This window comes from Chryseobacterium sp. (genome assembly GCF_008831505.1).
In the GTDB taxonomy this organism is placed as follows: Bacteria; Bacteroidota; Bacteroidia; order Flavobacteriales; family Weeksellaceae; genus Marnyiella.
The window spans coordinates 2,171,633-2,189,115 of sequence record NZ_CP044507.1 but is presented as its reverse complement, the minus strand read 5'-3'; the positions used below and the strand labels follow the sequence as shown (position 1 = coordinate 2,189,115).

The window sequence follows — 17,483 nt, the reverse complement described above, 5'->3', positions numbered from 1 at the left end:
TCAATTCGGAGAGGCTTTGACTTTCAGCGGACATCTTATTTGTTTCTGGAAAAATTACTTTTATTGTGAGGTTTCTTGTAGCCGATGTTTTCTTTGGCCTGTAGTTTTGGCCTTGGAGTAAAAGGTTTGTTGTTGGAATCCCTTTTTTGCGGCACCAAACTGTCCGTGTGGAAAGGGTGGTCACGCTCTACCGGAATTTTTTTGCCGATGAGTTTTTCAGTATTCTTCAGGTTCAGCAGGTCCAGACCGTCCACAAAAGAAATGGACTGTCCCTCAGCGCCGGCCCGGCCCGTTCTGCCGATACGGTGTACGTAGGTTTCGGAAACATCAGAAAGTTCAAAATTAACAACATACTTCAGCTCATCAATATCAATTCCTCTGGCAGCAATGTCTGTAGCCACCAAAATCCTTGTCTTTCCCGATTTAAAGTTGGTAAGGGCGTTCTGCCTGGCGTTCTGCGATTTGTTTCCGTGAATGGCTTCGGCTGAAATCTTATGAGACTGCAGTTTTCTGGCGATTTTATCTGCTCCGTGCTTGGTTCGTGCGAATACAAGTACAGATTCTCTGATGTCGTTTTTCAGGATGTGTGTCAGCAGTTCCAGCTTGTCTTCCTTCTCAACGAAATAAACCTTCTGCTGTATGGTGTCTGCCGTGGCAGATACCGGAGCCACAGCTACCTTCACCGGGTTGTTCAGTATGGAATTAGCCAAATTCTTGATCTCATCCGGGAAAGTTGCCGAGAAAAACAGGGTCTGTCTTTTCTCCGGGAGCATCTTCACTATTTTCTTTACGTCGTGTACAAATCCCATATCCAGCATTCTGTCGGCTTCGTCCAGAACGAAGATTTCCAGTTGCTTCAGTGAAATAATACCCTGTGAGATGAAATCCAGCAATCTCCCGGGCGTAGCCACCAATATGTCCACACCTCTTTTCAGGGACTGCTCCTGCGCACCCTGCTTAACGCCACCAAAAACCACCAGGTTTCTGAGTTTCAAATTACGGCCGTAGGCATTGAAGCTTTCTTCAATCTGAATGGCCAGTTCACGTGTAGGTGTGAGGATCAGAGCCTTGATCTGGTTGTTACGGATGTTTTTTTCCGTAAGGTTCTGCAGTAGCGGGATGGCAAAGGCTGCGGTTTTCCCGGTTCCGGTTTGCGCGGTACCCAGCAGGTCACGGCCTTTCAGGATTTCGGGAATGGCCTGTTCTTGAATTGGAGTTGGTTTTTCATAACCTTCCTGCTTAAGCGCATCGAGTATGGGCTTAATTAAATTTAAGTCTGTAAATAACAAAATTTTGTCCTGTATTAAAATTAGTGCGGACGAAGCGTTATGCTTCTTCATTCATCCTGTCCTCAATAAATAAAACAGAATCTTTTGTAAAACGAATTACGAAATGGCTTAGAATGCCGCGAAATAGGCTGCAAAGATACGTTTTTATTTGCTGCAATGCTGCAAATCCCTATTCAGAAACTTTTTGCCAGTTTTGGTTGTATCTCAGGTCCTCAAAATAACGGTAAAGTTTCTCCAAATCCGGTGTGCCGTGCTTGCCGTAATCTTCCACCACTTTTGAGCTTCCGTCCTTAAAGTTCAGGCGCAGATACGAATTAGGAAGGTCAGTTACAGTACGGCTGCCGTATTTATCTTTAAGTGTATTTGGTTTCAGTGCGTTCAGCATTTCAATGAGCTTACGATAGTCTTCTTCTTTAATGGTGCCTTTAAATGTACCTTCCCGCGGCAGGGAGAATTCGTCTTTGGACCGTCCGTCAGAAAAGTTAAAATGTTCTGCTTCCAGCACAGCGGTGCGGTCCGGATTGATGGTCATCTTAAAGATAGGGCAGAAGCCAAAGCAGGCGCCGGCCTCGTATTCTATCGTGGTATATTCTGATTTATTCCGTGCGGTACATGCCATTAACAGTGCAGCACCCAAGAGTAGGAACATGTATTTCATGTCGAATTTTTTGTGTAGTGCGCAACAAGTGTTCCAAAAAGGAAGGGAGACTGGTGTAGCACATTTATCCCACCGTCACAGTGAAGTTTTGAGCAGTGTGTTGATGGACCGTTGGGTAAAGCTGCTGAAAATCGGCTCTACCTTCTGTAAATCTCTAAAGTGTCAACTTTAAGTTTGACTTTTAGCCATTGACGCAGGGTTTTCACCTGCGGTTCGGTCAGGGCTTCTGAGGATTGGTACAATGCAACTGGAATTATTTTGGTGGAATCTGTATTGTTGAAAATTTCCTGTTTTGCCACAGAAATCGACTTGATTGCAGGTAAAATTGACCTGGCCTCAGGATAAATATTTTGTGTATCGAAGGAATATTTACTCACCTTGTTTTTAAGTTCGGCAATAATGGCGGTCGATTTATCCTCAACTTCATTTATGTCAGATTTTGTGAGTGTAGCATTTGCGAGAAATGCGCTGTCCTGGCGAATAATCACCTTTGTTCCCTCAATTTTATAGTCTTTTAGTTTCTTATTGATTTCCGCGATCTGCTGAGTAGAAAATTTTCGGGTCAAAAAAGCCAGCTCAATCGTTTTTGGTATGGTATAATATGAAGTTTTCTTGTAAACTATCGTATTCCCTTTTTCTTCGAACTCACGTGTGAGGAATTGGTCAACTTTTACTTCGTAATTCTGTTTCGTTACGAAACGGTAGGCGAAAAATATACTTGGGATGATCATTAAAGCAACGATCACTGAGATCCAAATCCTTATTCTGTCTGATTTCTTTTTATCAACAACTTCAACGGCGGGATATTTTAGAAATTTTACAATTGAATACGTCGCGATACAGATGAAAACGCAATTGATTGAGTAAAGAAACATGGCGCCGCCAAAATAGACGAAATTTCCTGTCGCCAAGCCATATCCTGCTGTACAGAGCGGTGGCATCAAAGCAGTTGCGATCGCTACGCCTGGAATCGGATTGCCTTTTTCTACACGGGTCACTGCAATTACACCCACTAAGCCACCTGAAAAGGCGATGAGCACATCATAAATATTGGGTGCCGTACGTGAAATGATTTCGGACTGTGCTTCTTTATAAGGGCTTAAGAGAAAGTAGAGAAAAGAAACCACAAGTCCTACTACTGTCGAAAGTAAAAGATTTTTAAGGGACCTGCGCAGCAATTGAAAATCAAACATTCCCAAAGCGAAACCTGCCCCGATGATTGGACCCATCAAAGGCGAAATAAGCATTGCGCCGATAACTACAGCGGTAGAATTCACATTAAGACCTACAGAAGCCACCATAATGGCGCAGGCTAAAATCCAAAGATTGGAACCACTGAAAGAAATGTTTTTTTTAACATTAGCAAGGACTTTTTGCTTGTCCTCTTCGCCGTTTTGCAGGTTAAAAATATTGTTCATTGAGCAAAAGAATTGTCGGCAAATTTACTGAAAAGGCTGAGAGTGCGGTTATTTAATCCGTGCAGTTATTTTCAAAATAAAATGACAGTTTCAAAAAACTCATTAGATCGTACAAAGAGCAGTCCTTCGAAAAACTGTCTGCGATAGTAAATTTAAAAATAGAAAATTCCATAGACTGCCAAAAAGCTCCCGAAGGTTCCGTTCAACGTGCTTTCATCTCGTGTCCTGCGGACAAGACGAAAGCTTAGTTATTAGCTGTAGTTGTATTTTAAATTGATTTTTCATTATATTAGAGATTATGATGTTTGAAATTAAATATACTATTAAGAAATTTCCAGTTTTGGAAAGTTGGTTTTTCGCAGATTATGAATTTAAAACTGTCTCAAAAAGAGAACTCAAAAAGTATGTAGAAGATGGATGGGAGATTGAGAATAAAGAGTATAAAATTATTTCTGATTTAAAGATGTTTTGGAACACATACGATCGTGATAAAAAAACTGATATTATTTTAGTTTTTGTAGGAGCTTTTCTCGGTTATTTACTAAGTAAGATTTAATTTTCATTAATATCGACATTTGGTATATTAAGAATTTGGTTTTCAATATTAATTTTGAAGAAAAATATAAATCCAAAATAGTAACGGAATCGAATTGATTATTGAAAATAATAATTTATCGCTTTCATTCGTCTTTGATACTATTACTAAATATAAGTTAATAACACAACTAATTAATGCTATATAATGAAAAATGTAGCATAAATAAATGCCAGTTTGGTAAACCCAGCGATAATCACTAATTCTAAAACTTTCGGTTGATTTTGCTGAAATGAAAGCAAAGATAAAAATCAAAATTATTAATAATGAATTACTTTTTGTATTATTAAAAAATGATTGCTTTCTTTCTGTCATTTTGCTTTGAGCGTGAGTTTGGTAACAATTACAGCTAACCGAGCGCGGATTGGCGAAGTTTCCTCTGAAAGCTTGCTTTCCTGAGGGAATTTTGCTAATCCGTAGATGTGTTGAAGGTTTTTTCGGCAGCGAAAACGCTTTTGCGCATCTCTCAAATATACGCAAGTCCTCTTTCTGCCAAAGTGTTTTCCAAAATTTTAAAAATGCCTTTGTAACTCCTATTTTGCGGTGGGATAAGCGGTTACGCATAATGAATTGGAGTGCTGTGTTTTTCATAAATTTTACTTTCATTATCGGTACAAAATACGCAGGCATTGGAAGCCAACGCTCGAAACCACTGCGCCTTTGCCTCGCATGGTAATCAGTTTACGTGTAAGGCAGGCTAAATAAACCAAAACTGATTATGATTAATGTTTTAAGAAGCACATCATTGTGCCAAAAAAAAACAGACCCGGAAACCAAATCTGTTTTTTATTATTTGTAAGTCGTATTACCCGTGCAGTTTCTTCCAGATTACATCCTTCAGTTCCGTAAGGCCTTCCTGTGTGACACTTGAGAAAAATACCGGCTTGCGGTTTTCCGGAAACTCCTTTGAGATTTCATCCTTAAGTTCATCATCCAGCAAATCGGCTTTGGAGATGGAAATAATGTAGTCCTTATCCAGCAGTTCCGGATTGTATTTTTTCAGTTCGTTTTCTAAAATCTCAAATTCCTTATAATGGCTTTCAGAATCTGCCGGAATTAAAAACAACAGGATAGAATTCCTTTCTATATGTCGCAGGAATCGGTGACCTAATCCCTTGCCTTCCGCGGCACCTTCAATGATCCCGGGTATATCGGCCATTACAAATGATTTGTAATTCCTGTAATCCACGATACCCAGGTTTGGAGTCAGGGTAGTGAAGGCATAGTCGGCAATCTTTGGCTTGGCGGCCGAAACTGCGGCCAGCAGGGTGGATTTCCCTGCATTGGGGAAGCCTACCAGGCCTACATCAGCAAGGATTTTTAGTTCGAAGGTAATATAACCTTCCTCACCGGGCATTCCGGGTTGGGCATAACGCGGAGTCTGGTTGGTGGAAGATTTGAAATGCTCATTACCCAAACCACCCTTACCGCCATGCATCAGGATAATTTCCTGGCCATCCTCCATGATTTCGGCAATTACTTCGCCGTCCTCATTTTTGGCAATAGTTCCCAACGGCACTTTAATATATACATCTTCGCCATAAGCGCCGGTAAGCTGGTTTTTTGCACCGTTATGTCCGCGTTCCGCCTTTATGTGGCGTGTAAACCGCAGCGGCAGTAGCGTCCACTCATGTGCGTCACCTTTCATGATCACGTGTCCCCCGCGACCGCCGTCGCCACCGTCGGGACCGCCTTTGGGAATATATTTTTCACGGCGAAGGTGCGCCGATCCTGCACCTCCGTGTCCGGATTTACAGTGAATTTTTACGTAATCTACAAAGTTTGACATATTATACTTTTTAGGGTTTAGGTTAAGGTTTAGTTTACGGATCTGGATTTGTAAGGAAATGCATTCTGTGTCCTAAATCTCCGCACCTGCATCCTATTTTATTTTTTCTACTTCAGCGTACAGCATTTCCGAAATCTCTTCTATTTCGCCTACACCGTTTATTTCTACATATTTATTCTGCTTCTTGTACAGTTCGGCTACCTCAGCAGTTTTACTGTAGTATTCCTGAATCCTGGTGCGGATAATTTCCTCATTTGAGTCATCGGAACGGCCGCTGGTTTCGCCTCTTTTCAGTAAGCGGTCTACAAGGATCTCATCTTCAACCACCAAAGAAAGACAAACAGAAATTTCTGAGTTGAGCTCTTTTTTTACAATTTCCTCCAGTGCTTCGGTCTGGTTTACCGTTCTTGGGTAACCATCAAAGATAAAGCCGTTGGTGTCGGTTGGTTTTTTAACTTCCTCCGTGAGCATATCTGTGGTTACCTGGTCAGGTACGAGTTCTCCTTTATCTATATAAGATTTTGCCAGTTTGCCCAGTTCGGTTTCATTCTTTATGTTATAACGGAACAGGTCGCCCGTAGAAATCTGCTTCAGGTTAAATTTCTCTATCAGGTTCTGCGCCTGTGTGCCTTTTCCGCTGCCCGGAGGACCAAATAATACGATATTGATCATGAATAATTGTTTGTTATGGAAGAGTTCCGCCCTGGCGGATGATTAGTGGTTGATCTGGCCTTCTTCAAGTTGGTAAAGGTCTTTCAGGTTCCTGCCGAGTTCATCATAATCCAGACCGTAGCCAAGGACAAACTTGTTCGGAATTTCTTTGCCTATATAATCCAGTTTGAAATCCTTCTTATACACTTCCGGCTTAAGCAGGAAGGATGCAAGTTTCACTGACTTTGGTCTTTGTGTCTCGTTAAAATACTGGAATAGACTTTCAACCGTGTTGCCGGTATCTACAATGTCTTCCACCAGAATAATATGCCTGTCTTTTATCTCCTTGGTAAGTTCCATTTTCTGGTACACAATTCCTGTGGACTGTGTTCCGACATAAGAACTCATCTGTATAAACGCGATTTCGCAGGGTCCCGGATAGTGTTTCAGCAAATCGGAAAAAAACATAACCACACCGTTCAGTACGCCGATGAAAACCGGAACTTCATCCCTGTAATCTTCATAGATCTTTAAAGCGGTCGCTTTTACAATTTCCTGTATTTCAGCATCCTTTAAATAAGGAACGAAGGTCTTGTCGTGAATTTCAATGGATTCCATACACTGTTTTGAAGACCGCAAATTTAAGCATTTTTATCGGAAAAGTTTTTACTGTCATTCAGCCGCCAAAATATGACCCAATAGCCAAGATTTTTCCGGCAAACTTTGTCTGAAACTTATATTAAAAGTAACTTTGCGCGAATCTAAAAACAGTAAAATATGTCAACTTACGTGGTTGTTGGTCTTCAGTACGGAGATGAAGGCAAAGGAAAAATAACGGATGTGCTTTCCGCAAAATCAGATTATGTCGTACGTTTTCAGGGTGGCGACAATGCGGGGCATACGGTATATGCCGGAGAGGAGAAATTTGTACTTCACCTTTTGCCCTCCGGAGTTTTACAGTGCCGTGGGAAATGCATCATCGCCAATGGAGTGGTGGTAAACCCCAAAGCCTTTATGAAAGAGGTTGGCCAGCTGGAAGCCAAAGGAATGAGAACAGATCATGTTTTCATCAGCCGCCGGGCACATGTTATTATGCCTTATCATATATTACTGGATACTTACCGTGAGGAAGATGAGGATGGAACACAGATTGGCACCACCAAGAAGGGCATCGGCCCCTGCTATGAGGACAAGATTGCCAGGGCGGGAATCCGCATGGTAGACCTACTGAACCCCGAAGTCCTGCGTGAGAAGATTGAGAAAAACCTGAAAAGCAAAAACAGCCTTTTTGAAAAGTATTTCAACAAGCCTACTCTTGATGTGGATGAAATCTATAATGAGTTCCTGGAGATAGGTGAAAAACTGAAAGACCGGATCGTAGATACGGAAGTGGAACTGAATCAGGCGATCAGAGACGGAAAAAATATACTTTTTGAAGGCGCTCAGGCATTGATGCTCGATATTGATTTTGGGACCTATCCGTATGTGACATCTTCATCACCATCAACCGGTGGAGTTTGTACGGGTGCCGGTGTGCCCCCTACAAGTCTGCAGAATCTTATCGGTGTGGCCAAAGCATACACAACCCGTGTGGGTCATGGGCCGTTTCCAACCGAGTTGGACAACGAGCTGGGTGAAGAGATCCGTAAAGTAGGTCATGAATTCGGTGCTACTACGGGAAGGCCAAGAAGGACGGGTTGGCTGGACCTTGTATCGCTCAAACATGCGACAATGATTAACGGTATCAATAACCTGGTTATCACTAAACTGGATGTATTGTCCGGAATCCCGACTCTTAAAGTGGCTACGCAGTACAAAACAGAGGACGGAAAGATTATTGATTACTTTACTTCATCCACCACTAAGTTGTACAACTACGAACCGATCTATAAAGAACTGGAGGGTTGGACCGAAGATATTACGCATGCCAGGTCCTACGATGAACTGCCTGTAAATGCAAAAAAATATATAGAGTTTATTGAGGAGTACCTTGGTATCAACGTTTATCTCGTTTCCGTAGGGCCGGAAAGAAGCCAGAACATTATACGAAAGGAACTTTTTTAATGCAAGAATATTCTTAGAGTTATGACACCGCGCAGCCGGTGTCTTTTTTTTGTAAAGAATCCGGATTTTATCGTGCTGCTTTAGTTCGTGCAACTAGCCCCGGTGATGCATACACCTTAGGTGAAATCTACGGTTTTTGGGTTTGATTACTCAGCAGGAAATGGAAATCTTCATCATAAAGAAGAAGCAGCTGTTCAAATATTCTAAGGTCTTCAATGGTCTGCGGTGTGATTACTCTCCTAAGCGTCCGGTCGCCGTCCATATAGATAATTTCTCTCCTTTCCGTGCCTGCGACTGCCGCCCATGATTGTGACTCCGGGAGGCGTGAGAGGTCTTGTATTATTTGGTCCAAAGCAGTCCTGTCATAAGTAGTGGTATCCGTATATGCAGGTGAATCCTCATAGCCCCTGAAAACTTTTAAGGATGCCGTAGAGTCTTTGTAAAAATTGATGGTATAACTATAGGCTTTGGTCTGAGGCAGGCTGCCTGTGGTATATATAAGGACTAAAATGGTTTCCATTTCCTGTGTTTTTGCGGTTAGCAGAAGTACAAATGTATGTCTGTATGATAGCAGTGACAAAAGGTGAATCACCCTTTTTCAGTGGATGAAATCAGCTATTTTACAGCTGTTTGTTACTTGATTTTCGTTTAATCTACAGGAGTTCCGGTTTCTACCCATTTTTTTTATCAAATTTAATATTGCGGTATATCTATTGCATGAAAAAATTCGTTGTAAGACCGTAAACCGTGCTGCCATATAATTGAAATTGATTTAAGGATATTAGGGTTGCATTGTTTAAATGTAAATTATTTCCGACACGTAAAATACCGCATTATGAAAAAGTTATTCGATTCCCAGAGTTTGCAGACTTTAGATGAAATCGTATTCCAGCACAAAAATAAGAACTATGGTGCTTACGCACTCAGGAAAGAAGAAGGTGCTTTTTTGGGAAAGGCTATGTTTTTCGGTATCAGCATTTTTGTGATTCTTGGTATAGCGCCACTTTTGCTCTCCAATTTAGACAGGTCGCCGGGTGCAGTTCCCGACCCGGGTACTCCGCCGCATTGGGTCCCTGTAGAGGACTGGGTTCTGCCGGATCGGACGGTTGAGCCACTTGCAGTGAAACCTGTTTCCACTTCAGTGCAGACGTATGACACTTCCGTGCCGGTTCCGACTCAAAATGCTGTAGAGCGACCGGTCTCCACCATAAATCCGGAAACGGCTGTACCGGGATTACAGGATACCCCCGGCGAGGCTCCGGTCTATACATATAACCCGCCGGCAACGGTTCAGGGACCGGAAGCCACCACTCATCAGGCGCCGGCTGTAATACCGGATCCCAACTCTATACCTGCCAGGGTGGATGTTATGGCTGATTTCCAGGGCGGTATCCAGGCTTTCCGTAAGAAGGTTCTTCAGAATTTTGATGGTTCTGCGTACGAGGGTTCCGCAGAAAAAATCTCGGCTGTGGTTACTTTTGTGGTAGAACGCGATGGAAGTATTTCCGCGGTTAAAGCCACAGGTAAAGATGCAGATTTTAACCGTGAGGCCGAAAAAGCGGTTGCTGCAGCCCGTGGCAAGTGGAACCCTGCAGTGCTGGACGGCCATAAAGTTCGCTCTTACTTCCGTATACCAATTTCAATGCAGTTCGAATAACCCTGTTCTTGACGAGTGTTTTTATCCACAATTGATTTATCGGTTGTGGATAAATTTTTATATACTAAGAGGTTAAAGGTCAGTATTTTAATTTTATCCGGCATTATGCGCTTACCCTGACATTAAAAAATATGTATTTTTGTCTTTTAAAGATAAGAAATGGGTAAGATCATCGGTATAGCGAATCAGAAAGGGGGAGTAGGCAAAACCACGACCGCCGTGAACCTGGCTGCAGCATTGGGGGTATTGGAAAAGAAAGTGCTTCTGATTGATGCAGACCCGCAGGCCAATGCTACCTCCGGTTTGGGTGTAGAGGAAGTGAAGTATTCCACCTACAACCTGCTGGATCACAGTTCGGACGCCAAAAAATGCATACAGCGCACTTCGTCACCCAATCTGGATATCATTCCGTCTCATATCGACCTTGTGGCAGCCGAAATTGAACTGGTGGACCGCGATCAGAGAGAGTATATGCTGAAGGATGCGCTGACCCAGATTCAGGCAGATTATGATTTTATTGTTATTGACTGTGCGCCTTCACTCGGATTAATTACGGTGAATGCTTTAACAGCCGCGGATTCAGTAATTATCCCTATTCAGTGTGAGTATTTCGCGCTGGAAGGGTTGGGTAAACTGCTTAACACAATTAAAAATGTGCAGAAAATCCACAATAAAGATTTAGACATTGAAGGCTTACTGCTCACGATGTATGATTCCCGCCTGCGGCTTTCGAATCAGGTAGTTGAAGAGGTGAACAGCCATTTCCCCGAGATGGTATTTGATACAATTATAAGCCGTAATGTGCGTTTAAGTGAGGCGCCCAGCTTTGGAGAGAGTATCCTTAATTACGATGCTGAAAGTAAAGGCGCCATTCAGTACCTTCAGCTGGCTGAAGAGGTATTGCTGAAAAACGAAAATCTGGTGAATAATTAACCTTGGCAGAAGGTTAAATAAGCGATAACACATAAATGAAAGATAAAAAAAGAGCCATGGGCCGCGGCTTAGGTGCTATCCTGAGTGCAGAATCCAAAGCGACAGTGAACTCGGCGACCGACGAGGGTGCAGATAAGTTTGTAGGAAATATTGTGGAGGTTCAGATTGAGGACATTTATCCAAATGCCTCTCAACCCAGAACCTATTTCGATCAGCGGGCTCTTAATGACCTCGCACAGTCCATCCGGAATTTGGGGGTTATACAGCCTATTACCGTCCGCAAGGAAGGTGATAAGTTTGAAATCATTTCCGGTGAAAGGCGTTACCGTGCGTCAAAAATTGCAGGTCTTGAGACGATTCCGGCCTACATACGCCTCGTAAATGACCAGGAACTGCTGGAGATGGCCCTGGTGGAGAATATCCAGCGTGAAGATCTGGACGCCATTGAAGTTGCGCTCACTTATCAGCGCCTTCTGGACGAGATTGGTCTTACTCAGGAAAGTCTGAGTCAGCGGGTGGGGAAGGAAAGGAGCACGATCACCAACTCCATAAGACTTCTGCGTTTAACTCCTGAGGTGCAGAATGCCATACGCAGCGGAGAGATTTCTGCCGGTCACGGCCGTGCAATCATCAGTCTGGAAGATCCGGAAGCTCAAAATTACCTCTTCAGGAAAATAATCCGTGAAGGACTCAATGTGAGACAGGCAGAACTCGCTTCTACCGAGATTAAGAATCCGGAAAAAAAGGCTGAACCCAAAGCCAAAACCGCATTGCCCAACAGCCTGAAAAGGGTGCAGAAATCACTGGCCGATGCGCTGGATGTGAATGTTGAAATCAAAGCTTCTGGCAAGGGTGACAAAGGAAAGATTGTACTGGACTTTAAAAACCAGGATGACCTCGATAATATTCTCTCGCATTTTAGGTTATGAGGAGCTTCGTGACCGTCTTATTCCTGCTGACGTCTGTGTTCTGCCTGGCTCAGGTAAACCGTAATGATACCATACGGACGGAAAATCATCCGCGCGACACCCTTTCAGCAAAAACGCCAAAAAGTGAACTGGAAGTAGTAAGCAATATCGAGGATCTGAATGCGCCCTATTCAAAACCTGTTTTCAGTCCCACCAAAGCGGGTCTCTATTCGGCGGTATTGCCTGGTTTAGGTCAGTATTATAATAAGAAATACTGGAAAATACCGGTAGTCTGGGGCGCCCTTGGAGCCGGAATTGGCGTAACGATCTACAACGACAAACGGTACCGCAGATACAGGAATGCATTCGTATCGGAAATTAATGGCGTGCCCCACGAATTTTCCAACTATAATATTTCTAATCTGAAAGAGGCCCTGGGCCGACAGCAGGATCTATGGAAAAGGAACCGGGACTATGCCATAGCCGCGACCGGCCTTATTTATATTCTTAATATTGTGGACGCCGTAGTAGACGCTCATCTGTACGAGGGCCGTAATGATCCGGATTTGGCTGTCCGACCCACACTGATACATGATGAATTTACGGATAGACCGTCCACTGTGGGAGTAGCCCTCAATTATAAATTTTAAATGAATCCCTGATGAAAATAGCATTGGTAGGATATGGGAAAATGGGTAAGATCATTGATGAGCTTGCCTCGGCGAAAGGTCACGAGATTGTGGCTCGCCTCACGGAAACGCCCACTGCCCAGAATCTGAATAACCCGGATGTAGTAATTGAATTTTCCCAGCCCGAAGTGGCATTCATCAACATAAAAAACTGTCTGGAACTTCAGATCCCGGTAGTTTGCGGAACAACCGGTTGGCTGGCCCGAAAGACTGAAGCAGAGCAGATTGCGCTCGATAATGACACTGCATTCCTTTACGGATCCAACTTCAGTTTGGGGGTAAATCTCTTTTTTGCGCTCAATGAAAAGCTGGCTGATCTTATGCGGCCATTCCAGCAATATAATGTACAGCTGGAAGAAACACACCATACCCATAAAAAGGATGCGCCCAGCGGTACTGCTATTTCCCTTGCTGAGGGCATTATTTCCCATAATCCACGTTTTAACGCCTGGAAACTGGAAGAGACCCGGGATGCAGAACTTGGAATTTTTGCCATCCGCGAAGATGAGGTACCCGGTACACACAGGGTTTACTACCGTTCGGATGTAGATGAGATTGAAGTTAGCCATACCGCCTTCAGCCGGAACGGTTTCGCGCAGGGCGCGGTTATCGCCGCCGAATGGATTGTCGGGAAAAAGGGTAACTTCAGCATGCAGGATGTATTATTTAACTGATCATTCTTCCACAATAAAGAGTAACATTTACTTAATCATTTAAACTAATAGCGTTAAGCAACTGAATATGGATTATTTTCTGACCTATACCTTATATGTAATTATACTCACCGTACTGATGGGAGTATCCACCTGGAAACTTTTCCAAAAATTGGGTTACAGCCCTCTGCTGGCATTTGTACCCTTTTATAACTATTATATTGTTCAGAAGGAATCGGGCCAGCCCAGGTGGTGGGTAGTGCTTGCCTATCTCCCAATTGTTGGACCCATTATGATGACGGTGTTTCATCTCAATCTGATGAAGGAATTCGGGAAGACCCTCTTTCAGCAAAAACTGATGACCGTGTTTCTGCCTTTCATCTATATGGCAGTGGTTAATTATTCAAAAGATGCAGAACGATGGACAGAAGAGGATTTATATCTGACAGATGATGAAAAAAATGCCGGCAAAAAGGATTCCTTCCTGGGCTCCGTTACCTTTGCTGTAGTGTTTGCCACAATAATTCATGTTTTCTTTACGCAGCCTTTCGGAATTCCAACTGGTTCAATGGAGCGTACACTGCTGGTAGGAGATTTCCTCTTTGTTAATAAACTGAATTACGGTTACCGTATGCCTATGCGGCCGCTGGCGATACCCTTTCTGCAGGGAACCATCATTGACACGGGCGAGAAAGGTAACCCAAAGGATGATCCGAAATCCTATGCGGAAGCTGTAAAGCTTCCCTACCTGCGGCTGCCTGGATGGGAGAAGCCACAGAGAAATGACATTGTGGTCTTTAACTACCCGGATGATTCCGTTCATGTAGCTATAGACAGAAAGGATCCCTATGTAAAGAGGCTGGTAGCTCAACCGGGAGATCTTATGGAATTCAGAGCCGGAAAACTTTTCATCAACGGTAAGCCGGAAGTGAGGATGGGCGATGCTCAGGTGCAGCATGCTTATGAAGTCCTTACCAGTTCACAGTTGGACATAAGTTCTCTGTACAATGTTTACGGATTTTTGCCGGTACAGGAACAGCGCACGGATTCCGGGTTCTATTACCGGTTTCAGGGGTTGACTGACCAAACAGCTAAGGAAATTAAATCGCTTCCGCAGGTTGTAAATATGGTGGAAGCTGTAGAACCACAGGGCAAGAAAGATATTTCTTACTATCCGGATATACAAAAGAGTATTGAGCAGCAGCAGTTGGTTTTCAGCGACAAAATCAATACCTCATCCACCATCTTCCCGAATAATAAAAACTGGAATGTGGACTGGTACGGTCCGCTGCGGATCCCAAAGAAAGGTGATGTACTGAAACTGACCCCCGAAAACCTGCCCGAATACCGGAAACTGATTGTACAGCATGAAGGTAACACGCTGGCTGAAAAGAACGGCAAAATAACAATCAACGGCCACGAAACCGATACATACACCGTCAAATATGACTACTACATGATGGTGGGTGATAACCGTGATGCTTCGCTGGATGCACGTTTCTTTGGTTATGTTCCGGAAACTCATATTGTAGGAAAACCGATGTTCACCTGGTTGAGTATTGAAGGCCTTTTCTCTGATGCCGGGTCCACTTATCAGGCACCGGGTAAGAAAGTTCGGTGGGACAGGATGTTTAAAGCGGCCAATACCGGTGAACTTCACAAAACCTCCTACTGGTGGCTGGCGGTGCTTGTGCTGGTCCTATTTTTCGGGTGGGATTATTTTGCAAAACTCTTCCGGAAAAAAGATAACGATGCTTAAACTTAATCATACAAAACGCGGTTCCGATCGCGTTTTTTAATTTTAATAGAACTCAAATGAACGTTTTACTACCTCTGTTTTATCTTCCTCCTATTTCGTGGTACGCTGAATTTTTAAAGCCTGACCGCGGCATAACGCTGGAGCAGTTTGAGAACTTTCCCAAGCAAACTTACCGCAACCGCGCAATCATTTATGGTGCTAACGGGAAATTGGCGTTAATGATACCTGTAAGCCACAACGGTAACCGGTTTTACAGGGAAACTGTGATCTCCTATGCTGAGGACTGGCAGAAAATACACTGGAAATCAATTAAAACAGCCTATCAAAGTTCACCTTACTTTGAATTTTATGAAGATAAACTGCAGACCATCTATTCGGAAAAGAAAAAATACCTTTTCGACTTTAACCTTATGGTCCTCGACGTTATCCAATCACTTCTGAAAACAGAGGTGAGTTTTGCCATGACACAGGAATTCATAAAAGAACCGGAACATAATAATTTGCGCGACCATTTCTCTGCAAAAAATGCGCAGCCAAAAGGTTTGCCGGAGTATTACCAGTCCTTTTCTGCCAAACACGGCTTCATTGAAGATTTATCCGTTTTGGACCTTCTGTGTAACATCGGTCCGGAATCCACTACCTATCTTAGAAATATTTCAACAATACAATATTAATTTTATGAAAAGACTTTTTATAGCAACTTCCTTCCTTTTTGGATTCGGATTGTTCAGCGCACAGTCTGCAACGGCCGTGGAGCCTGCAAAGGATAAAGATCTGATGACATGGTACCATAAAGATTTCTCTGCGACCAAAGTTTATGGAATAAACACCGATAATGCATATGAATTCCTGGAATCAAAAGGTTTGAAGCCGAAAACTGTTGTTGTAGGAGTATTGGACAGTGGTGTGGAGGTAGATCATCCCGGTCTAGTAAAAAATATGTGGAAAAATCCAAACGAGGTTCCTAACAATGGTAAGGACGATGATGGAAACGGGTATATAGACGATGTACATGGCTGGAACTTCATAGGAGGCAAGAATGGAGATATAGATGCAGACAATTTGGAGGTAACCCGTATGGTTAAGAAATACCAGCAAATTTTTGAAGGTCCCAATTCAGCTGAAAATAAAGCCAATCAGGCAAAAAGACCCGCGGAGTTTGAGCTGTATATGAAATCCAAGGAACTTTATACGAAAAAGGGAATGGAAGCAAAGCAGGCCTATCAAACCTACAGTATGATTAACACACTTATTCCTACCATGGTGTCTATGCTGAACGGTAAGGTGCTTACGCCGGCAACGGTCGCTGCCATTAAACCTGCAACACAGGAGCAGGCCATGTCTGCACAGGTACTGGCCGGTATCGCCGCCGATCCTGATTTTGCAGGAAAGACACCTGCAGAGGTTGAGAAAATGCTGAAGGAGCAAATGAAGGAGGCTATAGACCACTTTGAAGCACAGGCAACCAAACATTATAACCTTGATTTCGACCCGCGTTCTGAAATAGTGGGCGACAATTATGAGGATTATACGGAGAGGTATTACGGAAATAATAACTATGAGGGGCCGGATGCCGGACATGGTACCCATGTGGCCGGAATTATTGCAGGACTTCCGCATGGGAATGAGGTTCAGTATGGTGTAGCCTCCAGGGTAGCCCGAATTATGGCTGTGCGTACAGTGCCAAACGGTGATGAGCGTGACAAGGACGTGGCAAATGCTATCAGATACGCGGTGGATAACGGTGCAAAAATCCTGAACATGAGCTTTGGTAAGCCGGTTTCACCTGGTAAGGAAGTCGTTTGGGATGCGTTCAAATATGCGCAGGACAAAGGGGTTCTTTTGGTTAAAGCGGCCGGAAATGACAACCACAACGTTGCTGAACACACTTATTTTCCAAGCAACTTTAAAAGTACTGCCGATGAAAAACCTTTCATTAACAATATGATTGTTGTAGGTGCCAGCACGAAGGACGCCGGATCTTTAAGAGCTTCCTTTTCCAATTATAACCAGAAGATGGTAGATGTATTCGCTCCGGGGCAGGAGATCTACGCACCTGTACCCGATGGCAAATACAAATACGAACAGGGGACTTCCATGGCTTCTCCGGTTGTGGCGGGTGCCGCAGCTGTGCTGTGGGCTTATATGCCCAACCTGAAACCCGAACAGATAATTGAATCGCTGGTTAAAACGTCAAATAAATCCACAGTCAGTGCGATGCTTGATTCTGATAAGAACAGCACTTTTGAAATGATTTCCAGATCAGGGGGAGTTATTGACCTGTATAAGGCGGCAGAATATGCTTTTACCAATTTCTACAAAGCTGAAAGCAAAGCTTCTAAGCCCGCAGCCAAAAAGGCGGCAGCAAAGAAAAAAGCAAAATAAGCTGTTGTCATTCAGTAAAAAGTTAGTGAGAGAAA

18 protein-coding genes are annotated in these 17,483 nt (G+C 43.4%); 10 read left to right on the top strand and 8 right to left on the bottom strand.

All coding sequences use genetic code 11. The features are described from left to right. Positions 1 to 35: 35 nt before the first annotated feature. The 3 genes from F7R58_RS10325 to F7R58_RS10315 all read right to left on the bottom strand — a co-directional run bounded on the left by F7R58_RS10325 (position 36) and on the right by F7R58_RS10315 (position 3,365). Positions 36 to 1,289, bottom strand: coding sequence for a DEAD/DEAH box helicase (locus F7R58_RS10325; RefSeq protein ID WP_158065467.1), 1,254 nt, complete (start codon positions 1,287 to 1,289; stop codon positions 36 to 38). Between the two features lie 169 nt (positions 1,290 to 1,458). Beyond that, positions 1,459 to 1,947: a DUF6438 domain-containing protein gene (locus tag F7R58_RS10320; RefSeq protein WP_158064841.1), complete on the bottom strand. Its 489-nt coding sequence runs from the start codon at positions 1,945 to 1,947 to the stop codon at positions 1,459 to 1,461. 137 nt (positions 1,948 to 2,084) lie between these two features. Beyond that, positions 2,085 to 3,365 carry a DUF389 domain-containing protein gene (locus F7R58_RS10315; protein WP_158064840.1) on the bottom strand — a complete coding sequence of 427 codons (1,281 nt, stop codon included), beginning with the start codon at positions 3,363 to 3,365 and terminating at the stop codon, positions 2,085 to 2,087. 298 nt (positions 3,366 to 3,663) lie between these two features. Here F7R58_RS10315 and F7R58_RS10310 point away from each other — a divergent pair, with 298 nt between their 5' ends. Continuing rightward, positions 3,664 to 3,921, top strand: a complete 258-nt coding sequence (locus F7R58_RS10310; RefSeq protein WP_158064839.1) for a hypothetical protein — start codon at positions 3,664 to 3,666, stop codon at positions 3,919 to 3,921. A gap of 48 nt (positions 3,922 to 3,969) precedes the next feature. On the opposite strand, the gene F7R58_RS10305 is transcribed toward F7R58_RS10310, so the two are convergent. The 4 genes from F7R58_RS10305 to F7R58_RS10290 form a co-directional block, all read right to left on the bottom strand. Next, positions 3,970 to 4,551: a hypothetical protein gene (locus F7R58_RS10305; protein ID WP_158064838.1), complete on the bottom strand. Its 582-nt coding sequence runs from the start codon at positions 4,549 to 4,551 to the stop codon at positions 3,970 to 3,972. Between the two features lie 214 nt (positions 4,552 to 4,765). Beyond that, complete coding sequence (gene obgE / locus F7R58_RS10300; protein ID WP_158064837.1) at positions 4,766 to 5,749, bottom strand: GTPase ObgE; 984 nt, start codon at positions 5,747 to 5,749, stop codon at positions 4,766 to 4,768. A 93-nt stretch (positions 5,750 to 5,842) separates the two neighbouring features. Then, positions 5,843 to 6,421, bottom strand: coding sequence for an adenylate kinase (locus F7R58_RS10295; protein WP_158064836.1), 579 nt, complete (start codon positions 6,419 to 6,421; stop codon positions 5,843 to 5,845). 42 nt (positions 6,422 to 6,463) lie between these two features. Next, positions 6,464 to 7,018 (bottom strand): phosphoribosyltransferase, encoded by a 555-nt coding sequence (locus F7R58_RS10290; RefSeq protein WP_158064835.1) that lies wholly within the window; start codon positions 7,016 to 7,018, stop codon positions 6,464 to 6,466. 159 nt (positions 7,019 to 7,177) lie between these two features. On the opposite strand from F7R58_RS10290, the gene F7R58_RS10285 reads away from it, so the two are divergent. Continuing rightward, positions 7,178 to 8,464, top strand: a complete 1,287-nt coding sequence (locus F7R58_RS10285) for an adenylosuccinate synthase (RefSeq protein ID WP_158064834.1) — start codon at positions 7,178 to 7,180, stop codon at positions 8,462 to 8,464. A 127-nt stretch (positions 8,465 to 8,591) separates the two neighbouring features. On the opposite strand, the gene F7R58_RS10280 is transcribed toward F7R58_RS10285, so the two are convergent. Then, entirely contained in the window at positions 8,592 to 8,984 is a 393-nt protein-coding gene (locus tag F7R58_RS10280) for a hypothetical protein (RefSeq protein ID WP_158064833.1), read from the bottom strand. A gap of 315 nt (positions 8,985 to 9,299) precedes the next feature. Between F7R58_RS10280 and F7R58_RS10275 the strand changes: the two genes are divergently transcribed. The 8 genes from F7R58_RS10275 (at position 9,300) to F7R58_RS10240 (ending at position 17,448) form a co-directional block, all read left to right on the top strand. After that, positions 9,300 to 10,121 (top strand): energy transducer TonB, encoded by an 822-nt coding sequence (locus F7R58_RS10275; RefSeq protein ID WP_158064832.1) that lies wholly within the window; start codon positions 9,300 to 9,302, stop codon positions 10,119 to 10,121. A 159-nt stretch (positions 10,122 to 10,280) separates the two neighbouring features. Then, positions 10,281 to 11,054, top strand: a complete 774-nt coding sequence (locus F7R58_RS10270; protein ID WP_158064831.1) for a ParA family protein — start codon at positions 10,281 to 10,283, stop codon at positions 11,052 to 11,054. Between the two features lie 35 nt (positions 11,055 to 11,089). Beyond that, positions 11,090 to 11,983, top strand: coding sequence for a ParB/RepB/Spo0J family partition protein (locus F7R58_RS10265; RefSeq protein ID WP_158064830.1), 894 nt, complete (start codon positions 11,090 to 11,092; stop codon positions 11,981 to 11,983). Next, complete coding sequence (locus F7R58_RS10260; protein ID WP_158064829.1) at positions 11,980 to 12,612, top strand: DUF5683 domain-containing protein; 633 nt, start codon at positions 11,980 to 11,982, stop codon at positions 12,610 to 12,612. The genes F7R58_RS10265 and F7R58_RS10260 overlap by 4 nt, the downstream gene beginning before the upstream one ends. Before the next feature lie 11 nt (positions 12,613 to 12,623). Next, positions 12,624 to 13,325: a 4-hydroxy-tetrahydrodipicolinate reductase gene (gene dapB, locus F7R58_RS10255; RefSeq protein ID WP_158064828.1), complete on the top strand. Its 702-nt coding sequence runs from the start codon at positions 12,624 to 12,626 to the stop codon at positions 13,323 to 13,325. 67 nt (positions 13,326 to 13,392) lie between these two features. Beyond that, positions 13,393 to 15,063: a signal peptidase I gene (gene lepB / locus F7R58_RS10250; protein WP_158064827.1), complete on the top strand. Its 1,671-nt coding sequence runs from the start codon at positions 13,393 to 13,395 to the stop codon at positions 15,061 to 15,063. Between the two features lie 56 nt (positions 15,064 to 15,119). After that, the gene (locus F7R58_RS10245; protein WP_158064826.1) at positions 15,120 to 15,737 is read left to right on the top strand and encodes a WbqC family protein; all 618 of its coding nucleotides are present in this window, start codon (positions 15,120 to 15,122) and stop codon (positions 15,735 to 15,737) included. A 4-nt stretch (positions 15,738 to 15,741) separates the two neighbouring features. After that, complete coding sequence (locus F7R58_RS10240; RefSeq protein WP_158064825.1) at positions 15,742 to 17,448, top strand: S8 family serine peptidase; 1,707 nt, start codon at positions 15,742 to 15,744, stop codon at positions 17,446 to 17,448. Positions 17,449 to 17,483: the final 35 nt, after the last annotated feature.